Below are 19,595 nucleotides of genomic sequence, written 5' to 3'. Positions count from 1 at the left end.
GCCACCATCGGCGGCTTCCTGTTCGGCTTTGACAGCGGCGTCATCAACGGCACCGTCGACGGCCTGAAGCAGGCCTTCCATTCGACCTCCGCCGAGCTCGGATTCGAAGTCGCTTCAATGCTGCTGGGCTGCGCGGCCGGCGCCTTCTGCGCCGGCCGGCTGGGCGACCTCTGGGGACGCCGTACGGTGCTGCTCATCTCGTCCGTGATGTTCCTGCTGTCGGCGTTGGGGGCGGGCTTTGCAACGAGCTCGGTCGTCTTCGTCGCCGCCCGCGTGCTGGGCGGCTTTGCGGTCGGCGCGGCCAGCGTGATGTCGCCGGCCTACATCGCCGAAGTGGCCTCGGCCCGCTACCGGGGCCGGCTGGCGACGGTCCAGCAGATCGCCATCATCAGCGGCCTGTTCTGCGCGTTCCTGAGCAATTATGTCCTCGCGCGGGCGGCCGGCGCGTCGACCAGCGTGCTGTGGCTGGGACAAGAGGCATGGCGCTGGATGTTCTGGATGATGGCGATTCCCTCTGTGCTGTTCCTGCTGCTGCTGCTGACGATCCCGGAAAGCCCGCGCTTCCTCGTCGCCAAGAAGCGCAAGGACGAGGCGCTGGCCGTGCTGACACGCCTGTATGGCGCGGCCGTGGCCCGTTCGAAGTTCGACTCGATTGACGTTTCGCTGGCGGAAGACCACCACCGTCCGCGCCTGTCGGACCTGATCAACAAGGCGACCGGCAAGCTGCGCCCGATCGTCTGGGTCGGCATCGGTCTGGCGACGTTCCAGCAACTGGTCGGCATCAACGTGGTGTTCTATTACGGCGCGGTGCTGTGGCAGGCCGTGGGCTTTTCCGAGAGCGATGCCCTGCTGATCAACGTCCTGTCGGGTGGCCTGAGCATCGGCGCCTGCATCGTCACGGTGTTCCTGATCGACCGCATCGGCCGCAAGCCCCTGCTGTGGATCGGCTCGGCCGGCATGGCGGTGACGCTCGGCCTGGTGACGTTCGCCTTCGCCAGCGCCTCGCTCGACGCCAACGGCAAACTGGCCCTGTCCGGCACGATGGGCGTGGTGGCCCTGGCCGCGGCGAATATTTATGTGGTCTTCTTCAATATATCCTGGGGTCCGGTGATGTGGGTCATGTTGGGCGAGATGTTCCCCAACCAGATCCGCGGCTCCGCCCTGGCGGTCGCCGGCGCGGCCCAATGGACGTCCAATTTCCTGATCACGGTGACCTTCCCGATGCTGCTCGGCAGCATCGGCCTGGCGGGCGCTTACGGCCTGTACACCGTGGCCGCAGTGATCTCGATCTACTTCGTGCTGCGCTACGTGCATGAAACGCGCGGCAAGGAACTGGAGCAGATGGAAGGCTGAGGGCGCGTTCCTTGCCTTGGCCGGGGCGTACCGCCCTGGCCGCCGACAATAAGGTCGTTGATGATCGAATCCGCATCATCAACGACCTTTCATTTTTTCCGGGACTGTATCACTCCCAACACGTCCGCATCGGAAAAGACTAACGCCCCACCAAACGCCGTGCGATCGTCTGCGCGCCGGTCCCGCTCATGATGGTATGGTGGGTGCCCGGCACCACCATCGTTTCCAGCTTGCCCCGCACCAGATCGCCCCAGCCCAGGTCGGGTTCGCCGAATTGCGGGGCAAAGCCTTCGCTGCCGCAGAACAGCAGCGCGTCGCCGTCATAGGCTTGCGGACGATAACTGCGCAATGCCTCGTCGTTGGCGCGGGTCACCGCCAGGAGCTGCTCCACCTGGCCGTGTTCGGCCCCGGACGGCAACCAGCCCTGGCACACGATGGCGTCCTTGACCAGCAGCCAGTGTTGCGCCTGCGGCGCGGCACGCAGGGATTCCCAGTCCATGTCCAGCCTGGGAAACAGGATGCCGAGCATCACGGCCTCGTCGCTGAGCCAGTCCCTGCTGGCCATGCGACCGTAGGCGCCGTTGCGGTAGAGCGGATGCTCGCTGGCGTTCTGCGCACGTGAGTCGAACAGGGCGAGCAGGGAGACGCTGTCGCCGGCCCGGGTCAGCTGTTGCGCCATTTCATAGGCAATGCAGCCGCCCATCGAGTGGCCGGCCAGGCGATACGGACCGGACGGCTGATGCGCCTTGACCAGGGCGACGTAGTCGGAGGCCATGGCCTCGATCGTGCGCAGCGGCGCCGCCTCTCCTTGCAGACCGCGCGCCTGGATGCCGAACACCGGCTGGTCCGGATCCATGTGACGCACCAGCTCGATATAGCCGGTCGTATGCCCGCCGTAAGGATGAATGCAGAATATCGGCGTGGCGCTGCCGGTGGCACGCAAGCCGATCAGGCGCGAACCTGCCCCGTGTCCGCCCGCGCGGAGCGCGCGGACCAGGCCGCTCACCGTCGGGTTCTCGATCAGGATGGCGTGCGGCAGCTCGCGCGCGACGATGTGCTCCAGACTGATCAGCACGCTCAGCGCGGACAGCGACGTGCCGCCCAGATCGAAGAAATGATCATCCGCGGTCACCGAATCGATGCCGAGAACCTCGGAGAAGACGCGCGCCACCTGGCGTTCGATCTCGTCCTGGGACGGCGGCGCCCGTTTTGCCGGCGCCGCGCGTTCGCTTGCGGTAYTGGCATGGGCTACGTCGAACGGCTGCGCCGGTTGCACCGGCCCGCCGGCGCGCGTCGGCGCCGTCGCGGCTTGCGGCCAGTAGCGATGGCGGTCGAAGGGATAGACCGGCAGGGGAATGCGGCGCCGCGCACCATCCACATGCAGGCATTGCCACGCCGGCGCGGCGGCGTGGGTCGTCCAGAGCTGCCCCAGGCACGCCAGCAACGCGCCATGATCGAAGGGCTGCGCCGAGTGGCCCAGGCAAGGGATGGCCTGGGCCACCATGTGCTTGCGCGAATGGCCCTTGAGGATGGCGCTGAAGCCCTGCCCCGGACCGACTTCGAGATAGATACCGTCCGCCGTGTCGAGCAACAGGTCCAGCCCTTGTGCAAAACATACGGTGCCGCGCAGGTGCCGGACCCAGTGATCGGGGTCGGTCGCCTGGTCGCCGGTCACCCAGGCGCCGGTGACGTTGGTGATATAGGGGATGCGCGGCGCGTGCAGCGCGACTTCGGCCACGCGCGCGCGGAACGCCGCCAGCACCGGGTCCAGCATGGCCGAATGAAAGGCGTGCGATGTCGGGACCAGCCTGTGGCGCAAGCCGGCCTGTTCCAGCGCTTCCCTGACCGCTGCGATGGCGTCGTGCGTGCCCGCCAGCACGCAGGCTTGCGGGCCGTTCATCACGGCCAGGTCGACGCCGTTGCCAACGAAGGGCTGTAACCGTTCGGGCGAAGCCGCCACCGCCAGCATCGCGCCGCCGGGCAGTTGCCGGATCAGTTGCCCGCGTGCGCAGACCAGCTTGAGCGCATCCGGCAGCGACATCACCCCGGCCAGGCAAGCCGCCACGTACTCGCCCAGACTGTGCCCCATCATGGCGTCGGGCTGTACGCCCCAGTGCATGAGCTGGCGCGCCAGCGCGTACTCCACCACGAACATGGCCGGCTGGGTGATCGCCGTGTCGGCCAGCCGCCGCTCTACCTCCTCCTCCTGGCCGGGCTCCGGATACAGCAAGGCGCGCAGGTCGCAACCGAGCGCCGTCTGCAGCGTGGCGGCGCACTCGTCGACGCACGCGCGGAATTCAGGCACGGCCTCGTACAGTCCGCGGCCCATGCCGACCTGTTGCAGGCCCTGGCCCGGGAACAGGAAGGTGACGCGCCGCCCCGTGCCGGCATGCGCCGCCGCGGGCGCCACGGGCAATGCCAACGCGGCGGCCGCGTCGGCGTGGCTTGCGGCCACCACGGCCCGGCGATGCGGCAGTTGCGCGCGGCCGATCTGCAGGGTGTGGGCGATGTCCGCCAGGTTGGCGTCCGGATGCGCCAGCAGGTGCTGCGCCAGCCTCGCGCTCATCGCGTCCAGGGCGGTCGCCGAGCGCGCCGACAGCGTGAGCAGTTGCGGGCCCTCCGCGCTCATCCCTGCCGCAGGCGCAGGAGCCTGTTCCAGCACCACGTGCGCGTTGGTGCCGCCGATGCCGAACGAGCTGACCGCTGCGCGCCGCGGCGCGGCGGTCACCGGCCAGGGCGCGAGAGCCGTGTTGACGACGAATGGGCTGTTGCCGAGGTCCAGCCTGGGATTCGGCGACTGGAAATGCAGCGTGGGCGGGATGACGCCGTGATGCAGGGCCAGCGCCGCCTTGATCAGGCCGGTCACGCCGGCCGCCGCGTCGAGGTGGCCGACATTGGTCTTGACCGACCCGAGCATGCAATAGCCGCGATCGATCGTGTATTTGCGCCAGGCCAGCGTCAGCGCGGCCACTTCGATCGGGTCGCCCAGCGGCGTCGCCGTGCCGTGCGCCTCGATCAGCCCGATGCTGCGCGGATCGACGCCGGCGCGCTGCAAGGCTTGTTCGATGACCTCGGCCTGGCCATCCACGCTCGGGGCGGTATAGCCGACCTTGACGGCGCCGTCGTTGTTGATGGCCGACCCCTTGATCACGGCCCAGACCGTATCGCCGTCGCGCACCGCATCGGCCAGCCGCTTGAGCACCACCACGGCGCCGCCGCTGCCGCGCACCGTGCCGCCGGCGTCGGCGTCGAACGCCCGGCAGTGCCCGTCCCGCGACAGGATATGCCCCTCCTGGTACAGGTAGCCGGCGCCATGCGGCACTTCGATCGCGACGCCGCCCGCCAGCGCCATGTCGCAGTCGCGCTGCAACAACTGCTGGCAGGCGATGTGCACTGCGACCAGCGAGGTCGAACATGCCGTCTGCACCGTCAGGGCTGGACCACGCAGGTTCAGTTTGTAGGCAAGCCGCGTGGCCAGGAAATCCTTCTCGTTCAGGATCGTCGTCTGGAACAGCTCGGCCGCCGACTCCGGATGCGTCTCGAGGAAATGCAGCATGTAGGCGGCGCGCCCGGTACCGCCCACCACGCCGATGCGGCCGCTCCAGGTCTGGCCGTCATAGCCGGCATGCTCGAGTGCCTGCCAGCCCACCTCGAGGAACAGGCGCTGCTGCGGATCCATCAACAGCGCTTCGCGCGGCGGATAGCCGAAGAACGGCGCATCGAAGCGGGCGACGTCGTCCAGCACGCCCTTGCGCCGCACGTAGCGCGGGTCGTCCAGCTGCGCAGCGGCCACGCCGGCGTCACGCAGCTCCTGGTCGCTCAGGGAGCGGATCGACTCGACCCCGTCGCACAGCTTGCGCCAGAAGGTGTCGATGTCGTCGGCGCCGGGGAAGCGCCCGGCCATGCCGACGATGGCGATCGCGGTGCCGGTATCGGCAGACGCTGCGGGCTGCATGTCGGGCGCCGCATGCGCACCGGACGCCCCCTGCAGATGTCCGGCGAGCGCGCGGATGGTCGGGAAGCGGAACAGGTCCATGGTCGGCACCGCCAGGCCGAGTGTCCGCTCCAGGGCGACCTCGACCTCCACCAGGTTCAGGGAATGGCCGCCGACGTCGAAGAAACTGTCGTCGATGCCGACCGCCGCCAGCCCCAGCACCTCGCACCAGATCGCGGCGATCTGCCGCTCCAACGGGTTGCGCGGCGCCTGGCAGTGCGCCTGGCCGGCCGCGCCGTCGCGCCGGGCACTGGGCGCCGGCAAGGCGTTGCGGTCGATCTTGCCGTTTGGCGTGGTGGGCCAGGCGTCCAGCAGCATCACGCCGGCGGGCACCATGAAGTCGGGCAGCTTGCCTTGAGCATACGCACGCAACTCCGCCGCACTCAATGCCACGCCTTCGTGCGCGATTGCATAGGCCACGATGGATTGGGTACCGCCGCCATCCTCGCGCGCCAGCACCAGCGTTTCGCGCACGCCCGGATGGCTGGCAATGACGGCGTCGACTTCGCCCAGCTCGATGCGGAAGCCGCGGATCTTGACCTGGTGGTCGAGGCGTCCCAGAAACTCGAGGCTGCCGTCGGGCAGATGGCGGACCAGGTCCCCACTCTTGTACATGCGCTCGCCCGGGGTGCCGAACGGGTTGGGAATGAAGCGCTCGGCGGTGAGGTCGGGACGGCCGAGATAACCGCGCGCCAGGCCGATGCCGGCGATATGCAGTTCGCCGGGCACGCCCACCGGCACCGGCTGCAGGCGTTCATCCAGTACGTGCACGCGCATGTTGGGGATCGGGCCGCCGATACTGATCCGTTCCAGGTCGGGATGCAGCACGGCCATCGTGGTGCACACCGTCGCCTCCGTCGGTCCGTAGGCGTTCACCATGCGCACCCTGCCGCTCCAGCGCCGCGCCAGCTCCAGGCTGCACGCTTCACCCGCGGTGATCACGGTTTTCAGCGTCGGCAGGTCGTCCGGCCGCAACAACGCGAGCACCGATGGCGGCAAGGTGACGACCGTGACGGCATGGCGCCGCAGGGTATCGACCAGGGCCGAACCCGGGATCAACGCCATCTTCGGCGCCAGGCACAGGCAGGCGCCGGCAGCCAGCGTGGTGAAGATTTCGGAGATCGAGGCATCGAAGCTCGACGACGCGAACAGCAGCATGCGGCTGGCCGGGCCGACCTGGAACGCGCCACGCTTCAGGTGCGCCATATTGGTCAGGCCCCGGTGTTCCAGTTGCACCCCCTTGGGACGTCCGGTCGAGCCCGAGGTATAGATGACATAGGCCAGGTCGTCCGGCCCCGGGCTGTCCGGCAGATCGGTGTCCGCATCCTGCGCGATGCCGTCCCAGTCGGTATCCAGCAGCACACGGCGCGCGGCTCCCGCCGGCAAGCGCTCCGCTGCCGCGGCGTGGGTCAGCAGGCACTGCACGCCCGCGTCCTCCAGCATGTAGGCCAGGCGATCCTGCGGATAATCGGGATCGAGCGGCAAATAGACACCCCCTGCCTTCATGACGGCCAGCACGCCGACCACCAGCTCGGGCCGGCCGCGCTCGACGCTCACCGCGACCACCTGCCCCCGCCGCAGGCCCAGCCTGCGCAGGTAATGCGCCAGCCGGTTGGCGCGCCGGTTCAGCGCATCGTAGCTCAGCGTCCCGCCATCGACATCGAGCGCCGGCGCCGCCGGCGCGCACGCGGCGTGGCGCTCGAACAGGCGGTATGCGCAGGCTTGGGGAAAATCGGCGCCGGTGGCGTTCCATGCGGCCATCGCCTGCCGCTCGGGCGACGTCAGCATGGGCAGGTGGTTCAGCGCCAGCGCAGGGTCGCGCACGGCCCCCTGCAACAACGCCTGGTAATGGCCGACCAGGTAAGCGATGCTGTCGTGGTTCCACAGATCGGTGTTGTACCAGCACACGGCGCGCAGGCAGCCGTCGACTTCCTCCACCACCAGGTCGAGGTCGAACTTCACGCTGCGCTGTTCCAGCGGATAGGACTCGAGCGGCAGTCCGGACAAGTCGAGCCGGACGCCGCCCAGGCCCATACGCGCCGCCGCCACGCCCTGCATGTGGGGCAGCTGCGATTTTTGATAGGTGAATGCGACCTGGAACACCGGACCGCGGCTCGGATCGCGCGGCAAGCCCAGGCGCTCGACGATCAATGGGAACGGAAAATCCTGATGCTCCCTGGCGCCGACCAGGACTTCCCGGACCTGTTGCAGGAAGGTGCCGAAGCGCGCCTCGCCGTCGACCCGGGCGCGCAGGGCGCACGGGCTCGCGAAGTAGCCGACGGTGCGCTCGAAGCCTTCCGGCGGACGTCCGAAGCGTGGCGAGCCGACCACCAGGTCATCCTGTCCGGTATAGCGATACAACATGACGTAGAAAGCCGCCAGCAGCACCGTATAGAACGTCACGCCTTCCTGGCGCGCCAGCGCGCGTATCCGCGTGGTCAATTCGGCATCGAGCGCGAACGGCTGGCCGGCCCCGGCATGGCGCTGCACCGGCGCACGGGGCCGGTCGGTCGGCAGGCCGAGGGTGGGTGGGGCCGTCAGTTGCTCGCGCCAGTACGCCCAATGCTGCTCCCCGCGCGGCGACTCGAGCAGTTTCTGCTGCCAGTCGACATAGGCATGAAAAGGCAGACTGCCCGGCCACGGGAGCGCGGCCGGCGCGCCCTCCTGCCCGGCCAGCCGGGCCTGGTACAGCACGCCGAGTTCCTCCATCATGACGATCAGCGACCAGGTATCGCCGGCGATGTGATGACAGTTCAGCAGCAGCACGTGCTCGCCGGGACCACGCGCAAACAGGTGGGCGCGAAACACGGGGCCCCGCTCCAGGTCGAACGGCGCCTCGGCCTCCTGCGTCAGCCGCGCATGCAGTTGCTGTGCGTCCCAGCCGGATGCGTCCACGTACGGGAAAGCGACCGGCGCCGCCGCATGGACCACCTGCACCGGCTCGCCCGCAGGCGCCGCATACGTCGTACGCAGCACCGGGTGGCGATCGACCAGTCCCTGCAATGCAGCGCGCAAGGCGTCGACGTCGAGAGCGTCCTTGATGGTCCACGCCATCGGCAGGCCGTACTCCGCGCCCCGGGGATTCAAATTCCACAGGAACCACATGGCGCGCTGGCCGCGCGACAGCATGGTGGAGGCAGAGCCGGTCGGCTCGTCGTTCGATGAGGGAGCGTTGTTCATGTTCGTGAGTTGCAGCCACGCGCGCCCGCCAGCGTCCGGCTGTACAGGCGCGACATCGCTATTAAAAGATCGGTGGACTGTGAGAAATGACGAGGGATTGCTGATCGAAACCGGCCGATAATGCGGCTTTCAATCCAGGCTGGGGACATCGTGCAAGGGCACGGCCCTTGAATGTCGGGAATCATATCATGGGCAGCCGAGCTTGCCAGACGCCAACCTGGCAAATCCCGTCATTTGTCGCATCCATGCCGCAAGGGCCGCCTCGCACAGGGCGTTGCAGGGCGTTCGGAGACTTTTACAGTTCGGGACAGCACAGCAGATGGCGCATTCCAAGTCATTGAAATAAAAGCGCATAATTTTCCTGGCACAGACATTGCTTACCCTCTGTCAAAGGAGTCGGGTACGGTTACTGGCCTGTCGACAGAGGAGAGAATCATGAACTCGTCAATGAACAAGGAATCGACGCACCACCTGATCGCTGCTTCGAGAATCAACAGGTCCGCGCTGTTGGGAGTGTGTCTGATTGCGTTGACCGCTATCCTGTTTTACGGACCCGTGTTGCTGTTGTTGTGGCGCGAACTGCGATGAACTGCCTCCGACCAATGAGCGCATGAGATTTCAGCTTGCTGGCGCACCCATCTACACTGCTAACCCGGCCCTGTAGCCCATCTCTTGTGTGAGATGCCGCACGGTGCCTCGGCAAGTCCTGCAGTAATTTAATGCGTGGCGTCATCCGGCATCCCATACGAACCCGTCGTCTCGAAACCTTCACCATGTCTGGCTCCACGTCGCGATTGCGCTGCCTGATCCGTTTCAGGTAAAGAGTATCGGAATCGGACTGGCCACGCACGAACGTCGAACAATGACTCTGGAACCGTTCATGAGTACAGAAACCCTGCTAATCCGAGCCGATGCCCAGAGAGTTGCTGTTCAAACGAAGGGCATATCGCCAACTTATCTCAGAAGGGACGAGCGAACGGCGCGCGTCATCTACAAAGCATTGGCAATACGCAGATCGTTCGGCCAGCAGGCAGCCCGCGTATTCCTCATGTCGATGGGTGTGACCGCCTCCCTTGTTCACCGGATCGTCAGTTCTCCAGTGGAGCGGCTGCGACGTTGACTTACGAAAGCCGGGGTGGTTCACCGATTAGTGCTGTATTCGGGCGTGAAATCGATCAATGCCTCCCCGATGCTGATTGCGCACATGCCAGCGTTCTCGGCCAGCGTGATGCGCCGACGCAGCGAATGCCGGTGAAAGAGCCACCAGTCCACGCAGCGTAACTGGCTCCCCGTGTGGTGGTCCTGTGCAGCAGGCGCACGCCCACCCAGCCTTCCATCGCCGCCAGGCAGCGGCTGACCATGCCCTGCGACATCTCCAGCCGTGCGGCAGTCTGGGTAAGGCTGCCGCGCTCGGCGACTTCCACGACTATACAGGCAGCGGTCAGGCGATCCATTCAGCACGCCATTTCATCGATTCATGCAATTATAAATTTCAATAATGGCAGTTTATCTACCTAATTGACGGGAATAAAGTACGCCTTGCTTTGCAACCGTTTCAACTCAGGAGATCGCCATGTTTTCACCCAGGAAGATTGCTCGATTTGTCATGCCCGCCCTGACGCTCGGGGTTGTCGCCGCCAGCGAGGCCTCGGCACAGGCCCCTGCAGCGCTGACCCTGAAGGTCTACAACGCCGACGGCCCCAGCTTCCACGTCAACTCCGTCGTCGTCACCGGCAAGACCGAGGCGCTGGTGATCGACAGCGGCTTCACCCGCGCAGATGCGCTGCGCATCGCCGCCAACGTGCTTGATTCGGGCAAGACGCTCAAGACCATCTTCATCAGCAATGCCGACCCGGATTTCTACTTCGGCGCCGAAACGCTGAAGAGTCTGTTCCCGGAGGCCCAGGTGCTGACCACACCAGCCGTGCGCGAAAAAATCCAGGCCAAAATGGCCGGCAAGATGGCTTTCTGGGCACCGAAGATGGGCGCCAATGCACCGAAGCAGCCCATCGTGCCGGACGAACTCAAAGGCACAACGCTGACGGTGGATGGGGAAACCATCGAAGTGCGCGGCACGACCGGAGAACTGGCGCACCGTCCGTACATGTGGATTCCATCGCTCAAGGCCATCGTCGGCAATATCGCGGTGTTCGGCAACCTGCACGTCTGGACGGCCGATACGCAAAAGCCCAGCGAACGCCAGGCATGGTACGCGCAGCTCGACGAGATGCAGGCGCTGAAGCCGGCAACCGTCGTGCCGGGCCACATGGCCGCCGCCACCGCGCTCGACGCCAGCAGCATTGCCTATACTCGCGACTACCTGCAGCGCTTCGATGCCGAAGCCGCCAAGGCAAAGAATGCCGCCGAACTGATCGAGGCGATGACGAAAGCCTATCCGCGGGCAGGCCTGGGTATTGCGCTGGACATCGGCGCCAAGGTCAACAAGGGCGAGATGAAGTGGTAACGGGGTGCGCCCCGCCGCTCGATCCGCAACCTACACAGAAAACCAAGGAAACAGAACCATGATCAAGACCCAGACACTCTCCTTGTCCCTGGTCCTGGCGCTCGGTGCCACGACGCTGCCCGCCGCGCAGGCCGCCGAGGCGCAGCCGGCCGCGCCCGCCAAGTCCCACGTGCACGACACAGCCGCCAACAAGGCACTGGTGCTCAAGGCCTACCAGGCGCTGTTCGGCGACCACGACCTCGGCGCCGTCGACCGCTACTGGGCGAAAGACTACATCCAGCACAACCCGTACATGACGGACGGTACCGAGGCGGTCAAGCAGTTCGTCGAGAAAATCGGACTGCTCCAGGGACCGAAGTTCAAGGTCGAATTCCTGCGCGTCGCGGCCGAGGGAGACCTGGTCTTCGTGCAGACCCGCCAGCCGAAGATGGGCGACAAGCCCGAGATGGTCATCGTCGACATCTTCCGCGTCGCGAACGGCAAGATCGCTGAACACTGGGACGTGATGCAGGCAGTTCCGGCCGACGCCGTGAACAAGCGTCCGATGTACTAAGGGAAAGCGCCATGAGCACCATCGCACTGCACTGCGCAGGCGCTTGCCTCGGCCGCCCGCAGGCGCTGCGCGATTGACTGAGGGCTCAACTGCCGCTGAAGTGGCGTCGCCTGGAAGCATGACGGCAGACATCGCTTGCGGGCCTGATGGCTGTTCGATTTGAAGCGAGGAGTATGCCATGCGAAGCAACTTGCAAATCGTTTCCGACCACTACGCCGCATCCGGCCGGGGCGACATCGCCGGCATGATGGCCGATGTTGCGCCGGACGCGCGCTGGACGGAGATGGCGGGTTTCCCTTGTGCGGGTACGTGGATCGGCCCCGCGCAAATTGTCGAACACGTGTTCGAGGTCCTGGGCAGCGAGTGGGATAACTACCGCATGACTCTGGAATCCCTGATCGATGGAGGCGACTGCATCGTCGGTATCGGCACCTATTCCGGCACGTACAGGCGCACCGGACGAACCATGCAAGCGCGTGTGGCCCATGTCTGGCGGCTGGCCGGCGGCAAGATCGTCGGCTTCGAGCAGTTCACCGATACCTTGATGGTGGCAAACGCAATGGAGGTGTAACGCCATGAAACAGACACATCTTCTACCAGGCTGGTCTGGATGGCTGCGCATGATGACTGCCGCAGTTGCATTGGTGGCCGCCATCGTTCCGCAACGCTCGCACGCTGAACCGGTCGCGCCCGGGCTTCGCAATATCGTGCTCGTGCACGGAGCGTTTGCCGACGGCTCAAGCTGGACCGAAGTGATCGCCGCCCTGCAGCGCAAGGGCTACCATGTGACCGCCGTGCAACAGGAGCTGGTCAAGGAGACTGGTGCGCATCACGTTACGCTGAAATCCAGTCACATGTCGATGGTGTCGCATCCGGCGGACATCGCCAGGCTGATCGATCGCGCGGCGCGCGATTCAAGCCGCTGACGGCGCCTGGCCGTGCTATTTCGGGCTGGACGGCCTCTCACATCGTCCCGCCATGCGTTTCGATCACACGCGCCAGCGCCGGCAACGCCGGACCGTCCAGCGTCCGGCTGATGTTGAACCGCATCTTCGACGCGGCGTTCTTCTGCAGCGAAAACAGGCTGCCGGGCGCCAGCCTGCCCGACTGGAGCGCCAGCTGGAATTCAATCCCGCTGCGAGCGAGCGGAGATTCACCATCGCAATGACGGACCAGGGAGAAATACACTTCCTGCCGAGACTGATGCTCCGTCTGGCGGAGCTCGCGCCCAGGTTCGTTTGCAGCACGTCGACGATCTCGTCGCGCCTGGCTCCCGTGCCTGCGACGACGCCGTCGAGATCCAGCCCGGCATGCGCGCAATTCGTGGCGATGAAGACGGACGGCGAGAATCATGGCGATACTCGGTCGCGTCAGCTCGACTTCCACCCCGGCCGTGCGCCGAACAGCAAGGGACAGCGCTTACGGGGAAGCCGTTTCCTGGACCGCTCCGGCCGGCTGCTCCGGCTGGTCCGGCTGGTCCGGCTGGTCCGCCAGCGTGCGGAAGGCTTTCGGCGTGCAGCGGTAGGCTTCCTTGAACAGCTTGCTGAAGTAAGACACGTTCGCATACCCGACTGCGTATGCGATCTCCGCCACGGTCGTGTCGCCTTTCCCGGTCAGGCGTCGCGCCGCCTCCGCGAGCCGCAGCTTGTTGAGATAACTGGTGAACGTCATGCCGAATTCCGATTTCAGCACTTCGTTGATCTTGGTGCGGTTCATCCCCGTGGCAACAGCCACGCCTTCCAGGTCCAGTTCCGGGTCGGTGAAACTCGTCTCGATAAACTGCAGCAGCGACGCTTTTTCCTTGTCGCGATGCGGCATCAGGGTCAGCTGCCGATACTCGAGGGGCGGGAGGTCCAGCCTGGGTTGGACGTCCTCTTTCAAGGTTATTGCACGTCCGTTCGCACGGAAGAACCATGCGGCATACCCAATCCACCCGGCCGTAACGAGGACAGCCAGCCAGCCGATATACCGGTCATCGCGGCCACGCAGCGTGAGCTGGTCGATCTCGACATGGGCCGGCTTGCCGCGCTGGCTCTGCCAGGTTGCCCCGAACACGAGCCGCGCCACGCGGTCCAGCCGATAGTCCTGGTACCCGACGTTGCGTTGCGGCACCTCGAACCACCATTCGGGAATCGTCAGCCGCGTCAGGTCGATCGAGATGGGCACGCCCTTCTCGTTGCACGCGAAATAGGTTGTTGCGGGGAGATAGGTCAGGAAGTTGCCGGACTGCGAAAAATGCTCGTCATGGAGCGAGGCGACGAACACCAGCGAGTTGGCGGGGGAACACCTGGCGACGAACGACAGCGTGCCGTACTTCGCCCAGTCGGCCAACGCCGGCCTGCCTTTTCCATCTACCGCGAGCAAGTCGGCGGAGACGATGAGATTCGAGCCCTCCGCCGGCAGATTGAGGTCGAACCGCAGGCGGTCGCGCACAGTGTCGTCGATACGGATGGAATGCGGATCCGATGGCGTCGACGTGAACCCTTTGCGCCAGTACACCGCCCCATCCCCGTCGCGTTGTGACGGCAGCAGCGGCTGCGACAGATCGCTGCGCCCGACGAGCACGGCCGCCAACAGCAGGTCCGCGAGCAGGATGAGGGCGAACGCGTGCAGCGCCCGCCTATGGAACTCTTGCATATAGCAACATGATGGGGTGGTTGTCTCCGGCCGTCGCCTCTTCCGGGGACGCCTACCATATCATAACAGCCCTCCCATGCCGATTCGCAATTTTACTGGCGAGTTGGGCGTGCACAACACGGCCATCTGCTGTCGTTGCGGGGCGCCACGGCGTCGCATATGGCCGCGGTCGCCGAACGGTTCTTCCTGAACCTGAAGATAGAACGCGTTTGGAAGCGAAACTATGCCAACCATGCAGAAGCCAGGTGCGATATCGCGGCTTACATCGTTGAGTTCTAGGCGCAGCAAGGCCGATGTGGTTGCGCCGGCTGCCTCATCGAAGCCCGTCGCGGGTCTCGACTGTATTTACACTTGACTTGCCAACGTGCATTACCTTGCTAATTTTCAGCACGGGCACGACTCTTGCCCAATGTGCAACGCGTAATTGCACTACAGTCCCCTATCGAGCGAAATTATGAACAAAATCGTTTTCGCTATTGGTATGTACTTGCTGACCGCGGTGGCGCAGGCTTCCGTCATGACGACAGTTATGCAGCCCGTAGCGCCGCCGGCGTCTTTTATGGCAGTAGCGATAACGCCGACCGAATTCAGTGCGTCCTACAGCGCCCTGGTCCCATACTCATCGGTTTCCGAGAGCGATGGAGCTGTGTTGTCGCAGAGTCGGATCACGCCAGGGGCTTCGGCGAGCCTGAGGGCAACCATGAGCGGAGATGGTTCGACGGGTGATCTTCTTGCGTCCGCCGAGCTTGAGTATGACGCCATCGTCTCGGGAGCGGACGGCTTACTGCCATTGTCTGTAACGGCCGCCGGCGCGCTCGATTGTGTAATTTCTAGAAAGTGACAATCTGAGATATTTTGCAATCAATTTTACGTCAAAATTGTCTTTTAATTATCTGTCTTGACGTGACCTCACTATGGGCATGCAAACAGCAAGGCAACAGTCATCGGCGGCACCGTTCGCACCGGCCGCCGCGCATTACCAGGTCCGGCAGCGCCTGGGCGAAGGCGGCTTCGCGGAGGTATTCGAAGCTTGGGACATACGGCTGCGTCGTGCCGTCGCGCTCAAACGGCTGAAGCCGGCCCAGGCCAGATTACGTCCCGACACGCTGCTGACGGAAGGGCAACTGGCCGCCTCGCTAAACCACGCCGCCTTCGTGCAGGTCTACGCGGTCGACGACGACGGCGAAAGCCAGTCCATCGTCATGGAACTGGTGCGCGGGACGACGCTGCGCGACTACGCCGGCGGCCTGCCGCAGAACGAGGCGCTGACGCTGGACATCGTGCGCCAGGTGGCCGAAGCGATGGACGAAGCCCATCGGTCCCTGCTGGCGCATGGTGATCTCAAGGCCTCCAACCTGATGATCGAACCGACGGGCCGCATCCGGATCCTGGATTTCGGCCTGGCCCGCCGTTTCGATCCACTGGCTACGCAGAGCGGCGCCCTGGACGACGGCCAGGGCACGATCGCCTACATGGCACCGGAGCGGCTGCAGGGACACGGCCCCACGCCGGCCGCCGACATTTACGCGCTCGGTGTCGTGATGTACGAACTGTTGGCCGGGAAACTGCCGTTCTCGGACTTGAACGGCTTCGCGCTAGCGGCTGCGCACCTGCAATCGACGCCCGCACGCTGGCCGCTGCCGCCGACCGTACGGCCCGCCGTCGCGGTGCTGCTGCACGCGATGATCGAACGCGATCCCGCCCGCCGCTGCGCGTCGATGCGCCAGGTGTGCGACACGATCGCCGGCATCCTCGATGCCGCAGCGGAAGCCGCGCCTGCGCCGGCGACCGCCCCGCGGCGTGCGCGGCGCGGATGGACAGGGTGGGCGTGGCTGGGCGCCGCGGCGGTCGTGTTGTCGGTGGCAGTCGCCGGGGATGACCATCTGCCGGCGTTGCGGGACCACGTCGCACTATCCGACGTGGCCGCAATGGATGCCGGCATCTACGCATTGCGCCGATTCGAGCACGACGGCAGTCTCGAGCGCGCCATTTCCCTGTTCGGCGACATCGTCGAGCGCAATCCCCGTCATACGGGGGCAACCGCGGCCCTGTCGCTCGCCTACAGCCTGCGCTACGTCCTCGACAGTCGCGACGAGAGCTGGCTGCGGCGTGCCGACGCCAGCGCCCAGCAGGCGCTGGTGCTGGACGACCAACTGGCGCTAGCACACGCCGCCCAGGCCTGGGTCAGGGAATTGCAGGGGAAATGGGATGATGCCTTGCGACTGGACGAGCGCAGCCTCGTACTGGATCCGCAAAACCTGTTTGCGCTCAACAGCAAGGCCCACATCCTGATCGAAGCGCGCCGCTTCGACGACGCGGAAGCCGTCATCAAGGCAGCGCTGGCATTGTATCCCGATGAACGCTGGTTCACGGATCTGCTGGGCACCCTGCGGTTCCGGCAGGGCGATGCCGTCGGCGCCGAGCGGGCGTTCCGGCGCAGCATCGCGCTCGATCCGGGGTCGGCCGTGTCGTACGCGAATCTGAACGGCGCCCTGCTCTACCAGCACCGCGACGACGAAGCCCTGCACGTGCTGCAGCAGGGCCTGCAGGTCCGGCCGGACAGCCGTTTGTACGGCAATCTCGGCGCCGCCCTGTTCGCGCGGGGCGACATTGCCGGTGCCGCCCGTGCATTCGAGCAGGCGATCTCCACGGACAAAGGCAATCCGAATTTCTATCTCGGCTGGGCAAACCTCGCCGACGCGCTGCGCTGGCTGCCGGGACGGAAAGCGGAATCGCGCCAGGCCTACCGGCACGCCATCGACCTGCTGCAGCCGCTGCTGGAGCGCGACCCGGACAATCGCCTGCTGCAATCGCGCCTGGCCATGTATGCCGCGAAGACGGGCGCCCGGGCCCTGGCGCGGCAGGCCATCGACGCGGCAATGGCCGGTACGGCGACGGGCGCGGACATCCATTTTCGCGCTGCCATCGTCTACGAACTGCTGGGCGACCGCCCGCGCTCGCTCGCGGAGGTCGCCCTCAGCAAATCCCTGGGCTATCCGGTCAACCTGATCGAAAGCGAGCCCGATCTGCTCTCGTTGCGGCGAGATTTGCGTTACCACCAATGAAAAAGGATAGCAAATGACAGGCGAACAGTATGTGGTGCTGGGCATCCGTTTCGACGTGGCCCAGGACAGCGATCAACTCACCTGGACCCTGGTACCCGGCAACGAGAACCCGGTTGGTGAATATGGTACCGGCGGCGGCGCCGTGCAACTCTACCAGGGCGAGTCCGTCGCGCTCCAGGTCGTCGGCAGCGGCGCCATCGATGGTCATGACGGCCATTTCACATCGTTCCAGGTAATCGAATGTTGCCTGATCACCCGGCCCAAGATCGTCGTCGCAGGCCCGGATCGCGAGACGCGCTATGCCCCGCCGTCGCCATTCCTGCAATCGATCGGCGCCAGCTACTTCTTCGAAAACGACTTCGACTCCAGCGTGGCGGACAAGGGCAACCGGCGCACGATCACGCAACTCTGGAAACGGTCGCTCAACATCGCCCATACCAACGGCAGCTGGGAGCTTTCCCTCAACCTGACGGTGCGCATTTTGCGCGGGACGCATGCCACGGAAGTGCGCGTTTTCCGCTTCGATCCGGAAGTCCAGGTCGGCAATGGCACCCGCCCGAATTGACCTTTGCGCGTCCCGTCCCGGCAATGAAGTCATCATTCAATGGAGTAGCCCATGTCCGATCCGAACCAGCCGCTTACGCTTTACCTGCACTTCGACGCCGACCAGACGGACTCGCGTCTCGTCGTCAACCTGCCACCCGGCGTGCGTCCAACGACCGGCAAGCATGCCGGCGTCGTCCTTCTGTCCCCGCACTCACAGTTGCCCGTCGTGCTGGTCGGCAGCGGGATGCTCGACAATCCGTACGGGCCGCGATTCGAATATTTCGAAGTCAATGACTTGTGCCTCGTCAGCCGCCCGAACGTCAAGAGTTACGGATCGCATCACCGGCTGCCGAGGTTCTTCGATCCCTCGCCCCTGGAGCGCCATAGCGACCGGGCAAGCCACCGGATTCCCTCGGACGGCGTTATGTCCGACGAGAGCACGGCGTACTACCTGAGCATCATCGACAAGCTGAACGAGCCGCTGCACCTGGGCAGGCGGGGTGGCTGGAGCCTGTCGATCGTATTGACGGTCGAGATCTATCGCGCTGACGTGGACGAACCGGAACTGCGCGTATTTCATGCCGATTTCGACCTCGTACTCGCGGAGACCTCCGAGGGATCAATCAATTAATCCTTCTTCGCGCAGCCGGCGGCGCAAGGCGTCGCCCGGCGTGCGCAAGACGGAGGCACAGCGTGTCGCGTCGCCGCCGCAACTTAGCCATGCGTCCCGCAATTCGGCGGCGGCAATGGCATCCGCCGGGCGGATGCATGAATGCGATTCGAGCAGTTTATACAGCGACGGACGCGAAATGCCGAGCGCCCTGGACGCGGCAAGGATCTGCCATCCATTCCTTTCCATCGCGTCCAGCACGTCGTCGTCGCTCAGCGTTTCCAATCGTTTCCGGCTCCTCGTCGGCAGCGACGGCGCGCTGCCGGCGGGAGCGGCGCCGTGTGCTGGATGGCTGGACGGTGCGGCGTCGACGTGGCCGACGAGTACATGCAGCGACACCGGCTCGTCCGCCGCCAGCGCAATCGCGGCGCGCCGCACGGTATGCGCCAGTTGCCGGACATTGCCCGGCCAATCGTAATTGCACATCTGACTGACGAGCGAAAAGGGCAACGCCGCTAGCTGCGGCGCCTGCTGGCGGCACTGCCATTCACGCAAGAAATGCAGGATCAGCAAACCGATGTCCTCGCGGCGCTTGCGCAAAGGCGGCACATGGATCACGAAGCCTTCGAGCCGCCGCAACAAGGGCTGATTGAAGCCATGCGCGCCGAGATCGCGATCGGTCGCGGCGATCAGGCGGACGTCGCAGCGCTGGACCGTGCTGCCGCCGACCGGGCGGTATTCGCCGCTTTCCAGCACGCGCAGCAGCATGGGCTGGACGGGAGCGGGCGCATCGCCGATTTCGTCGAGAAACAGCGTACCGCCTTCGGCTTCCGCGAACAGGCCTTGGCGCGTCGTTTGCGCTCCGGTATAAGCCCCCTTGACCGCCCCGAACAGATCGGCCGCGCCCAGGCTGTCGTTCAGCGTTGCCATGTTGACGGCAACGATGGGCCCGCGCGCGCGGCCACTGGCCGCATGAATGGCCTGCGCAGCGACTTCTTTGCCGGTCCCTGTTTCGCCTAGCAGTAACACGGGCAGATCCGTCGCCGCGGCCTGCGCGATCTGGCTGCGCAGCCGGACCGCCGCGCTGCCGCCACCGATGATCTGCGGGATCGCGCTGGCCTTCGGCAACGTTCGCACCCAGTGCAGGCACAACAGCACACAACCGCCGAGCATGATGACCACGCCGGCTTCGA

Annotated in this window: 15 protein-coding genes; 10 read left to right on the top strand and 5 right to left on the bottom strand. The window is 65.4% G+C overall.

Annotated elements, in window-relative coordinates; all coding sequences use genetic code 11:
- Positions 1-1,353 (top strand): sugar porter family MFS transporter (locus AC1DYX_RS13915; RefSeq protein ID WP_477259682.1); only part of this gene is annotated, 1,353 nt, incomplete at its 5' end.
- 139 nt (positions 1,354-1,492) lie between these two features.
- On the opposite strand, the gene AC1DYX_RS13910 is transcribed toward AC1DYX_RS13915, so the two are convergent.
- Positions 1,493-8,527 carry a hybrid non-ribosomal peptide synthetase/type I polyketide synthase gene (locus tag AC1DYX_RS13910; RefSeq protein ID WP_477259680.1) on the bottom strand — a complete coding sequence of 2,345 codons (7,035 nt, stop codon included), beginning with the start codon at positions 8,525-8,527 and terminating at the stop codon, positions 1,493-1,495.
- Positions 8,528-9,407: 880 nt separating this feature from the next.
- Here AC1DYX_RS13910 and AC1DYX_RS13905 point away from each other — a divergent pair.
- On the top strand, positions 9,408-9,647 hold the full coding sequence (locus AC1DYX_RS13905; protein ID WP_477259677.1) for a hypothetical protein: 240 nt from the start codon (positions 9,408-9,410) through the stop codon (positions 9,645-9,647).
- Between the two features lie 55 nt (positions 9,648-9,702).
- Here AC1DYX_RS13905 and AC1DYX_RS13900 read toward each other — a convergent pair whose 3' ends face one another.
- Positions 9,703-9,981, bottom strand: coding sequence for a helix-turn-helix domain-containing protein (locus tag AC1DYX_RS13900; RefSeq protein WP_477259675.1), 279 nt, complete (start codon positions 9,979-9,981; stop codon positions 9,703-9,705).
- Positions 9,982-10,133: 152 nt separating this feature from the next.
- Between AC1DYX_RS13900 and AC1DYX_RS13895 the strand changes: the two genes are divergently transcribed.
- The 4 genes from AC1DYX_RS13895 to AC1DYX_RS13880 all read left to right on the top strand — a co-directional run bounded on the left by AC1DYX_RS13895 (position 10,134) and on the right by AC1DYX_RS13880 (position 12,470).
- Positions 10,134-10,991, top strand: coding sequence for an MBL fold metallo-hydrolase (locus AC1DYX_RS13895; RefSeq protein WP_477259673.1), 858 nt, complete (start codon positions 10,134-10,136; stop codon positions 10,989-10,991).
- A 58-nt stretch (positions 10,992-11,049) separates the two neighbouring features.
- Positions 11,050-11,544 carry a nuclear transport factor 2 family protein gene (locus AC1DYX_RS13890; RefSeq protein ID WP_477259671.1) on the top strand — a complete coding sequence of 165 codons (495 nt, stop codon included), beginning with the start codon at positions 11,050-11,052 and terminating at the stop codon, positions 11,542-11,544.
- Between the two features lie 178 nt (positions 11,545-11,722).
- Positions 11,723-12,115 (top strand): nuclear transport factor 2 family protein, encoded by a 393-nt coding sequence (locus tag AC1DYX_RS13885; protein WP_477259669.1) that lies wholly within the window; start codon positions 11,723-11,725, stop codon positions 12,113-12,115.
- Positions 12,116-12,119: 4 nt separating this feature from the next.
- Positions 12,120-12,470 (top strand): lipase family protein, encoded by a 351-nt coding sequence (locus AC1DYX_RS13880; RefSeq protein ID WP_477259667.1) that lies wholly within the window; start codon positions 12,120-12,122, stop codon positions 12,468-12,470.
- A 37-nt stretch (positions 12,471-12,507) separates the two neighbouring features.
- Here AC1DYX_RS13880 and AC1DYX_RS13875 read toward each other — a convergent pair whose 3' ends face one another.
- Positions 12,508-12,897, bottom strand: a complete 390-nt coding sequence (locus AC1DYX_RS13875) for a hypothetical protein (RefSeq protein ID WP_477259665.1) — start codon at positions 12,895-12,897, stop codon at positions 12,508-12,510.
- 66 nt (positions 12,898-12,963) lie between these two features.
- Positions 12,964-14,181, bottom strand: coding sequence for a helix-turn-helix transcriptional regulator (locus AC1DYX_RS13870; RefSeq protein ID WP_477259663.1), 1,218 nt, complete (start codon positions 14,179-14,181; stop codon positions 12,964-12,966).
- A gap of 454 nt (positions 14,182-14,635) precedes the next feature.
- Here AC1DYX_RS13870 and AC1DYX_RS13865 point away from each other — a divergent pair, with 454 nt between their 5' ends.
- From AC1DYX_RS13865 to AC1DYX_RS13850, 4 genes are all read left to right on the top strand, one after another.
- Positions 14,636-15,022 (top strand): hypothetical protein, encoded by a 387-nt coding sequence (locus tag AC1DYX_RS13865; protein ID WP_477259660.1) that lies wholly within the window; start codon positions 14,636-14,638, stop codon positions 15,020-15,022.
- Positions 15,023-15,101: 79 nt separating this feature from the next.
- Positions 15,102-17,246 (top strand): protein kinase domain-containing protein, encoded by a 2,145-nt coding sequence (locus AC1DYX_RS13860; RefSeq protein ID WP_477259658.1) that lies wholly within the window; start codon positions 15,102-15,104, stop codon positions 17,244-17,246.
- Positions 17,247-17,259: 13 nt separating this feature from the next.
- Positions 17,260-17,811 carry a hypothetical protein gene (locus AC1DYX_RS13855; protein WP_477259657.1) on the top strand — a complete coding sequence of 184 codons (552 nt, stop codon included), beginning with the start codon at positions 17,260-17,262 and terminating at the stop codon, positions 17,809-17,811.
- A gap of 51 nt (positions 17,812-17,862) precedes the next feature.
- The gene (locus AC1DYX_RS13850; RefSeq protein WP_477259655.1) at positions 17,863-18,423 is read left to right on the top strand and encodes a hypothetical protein; all 561 of its coding nucleotides are present in this window, start codon (positions 17,863-17,865) and stop codon (positions 18,421-18,423) included.
- Here AC1DYX_RS13850 and AC1DYX_RS13845 read toward each other — a convergent pair.
- Positions 18,412-19,595, bottom strand: a 1,184-nt coding sequence (locus AC1DYX_RS13845) for a sigma 54-interacting transcriptional regulator (RefSeq protein ID WP_477259653.1), incomplete at its 5' end; no start/stop codon positions are given. The two genes, AC1DYX_RS13850 and AC1DYX_RS13845, sit on opposite strands and share 12 nt — an antisense overlap.

This window comes from Massilia sp. P2_C2, from assembly GCF_056404615.1.
The sequence above is the reverse complement of the archived record's forward strand: the minus strand, read 5'-3'. Positions and strand labels throughout refer to the sequence as shown.